This is a genomic window from Aeromonas sp. MaB10011B (genome assembly GCF_017939325.1).
GTDB classification, from domain to species: Bacteria; Pseudomonadota; Gammaproteobacteria; order Enterobacterales; family Aeromonadaceae; genus Aeromonas; species Aeromonas caviae.
The window spans coordinates 1-488 of record NZ_JAGKRK010000026.1 but is presented as its reverse complement, the minus strand read 5'-3'; the positions used below and the strand labels follow the sequence as shown (position 1 = coordinate 488).

The 488-nt window shown below is 65.2% G+C and carries 1 protein-coding gene; it reads left to right on the top strand.

What is annotated here, in order from left to right; genetic code table 11:
• Positions 1-488: VCBS domain-containing protein (locus tag J9893_RS09440; RefSeq protein WP_210600930.1), on the top strand; the 488-nt coding region annotated here is incomplete at both ends.

Genomic DNA, 488 nt, shown 5'->3' with positions numbered 1-488 from the left:
GCGAGCGAGAACAACCTGGTCCTCAATGGCAACGTCATCACCAACGACGTGCAGGGGGCGGATGGCGCGGCGGTGACCGCGGGCACCCTGAGCGGGACCTACGGCAGCCTGGTGCTCAATGCCAACGGCACCTACACCTACACCCTCAACCCGAACGACGGTGACTTCAAGGCGCTGACCGGGGGCGGGGTGGGCAGTGAAGTGTTCACCTACACCCTGACGGATGCGGACGGAGACGTGAGCACGGCGACCCTGACCCTGACCATCAAGAACGACGATGACGGGGTGACCATCACCAACCTGACACCCAAGGGCGAGGGCGGGGATGCGAAGGTGTACGAAGACGACCTGCTGGCGACCCGCGGCGAGAATGAGTCGGCGGGGGCGGACAGCAGCAAGGAGTCGACCACGGTGACGGGGGACTTCACCATCAGCGCGCCGGACGGGGTGAAGACCCTGAGCGTGGGTGGCATCAACATCGTGGTGAA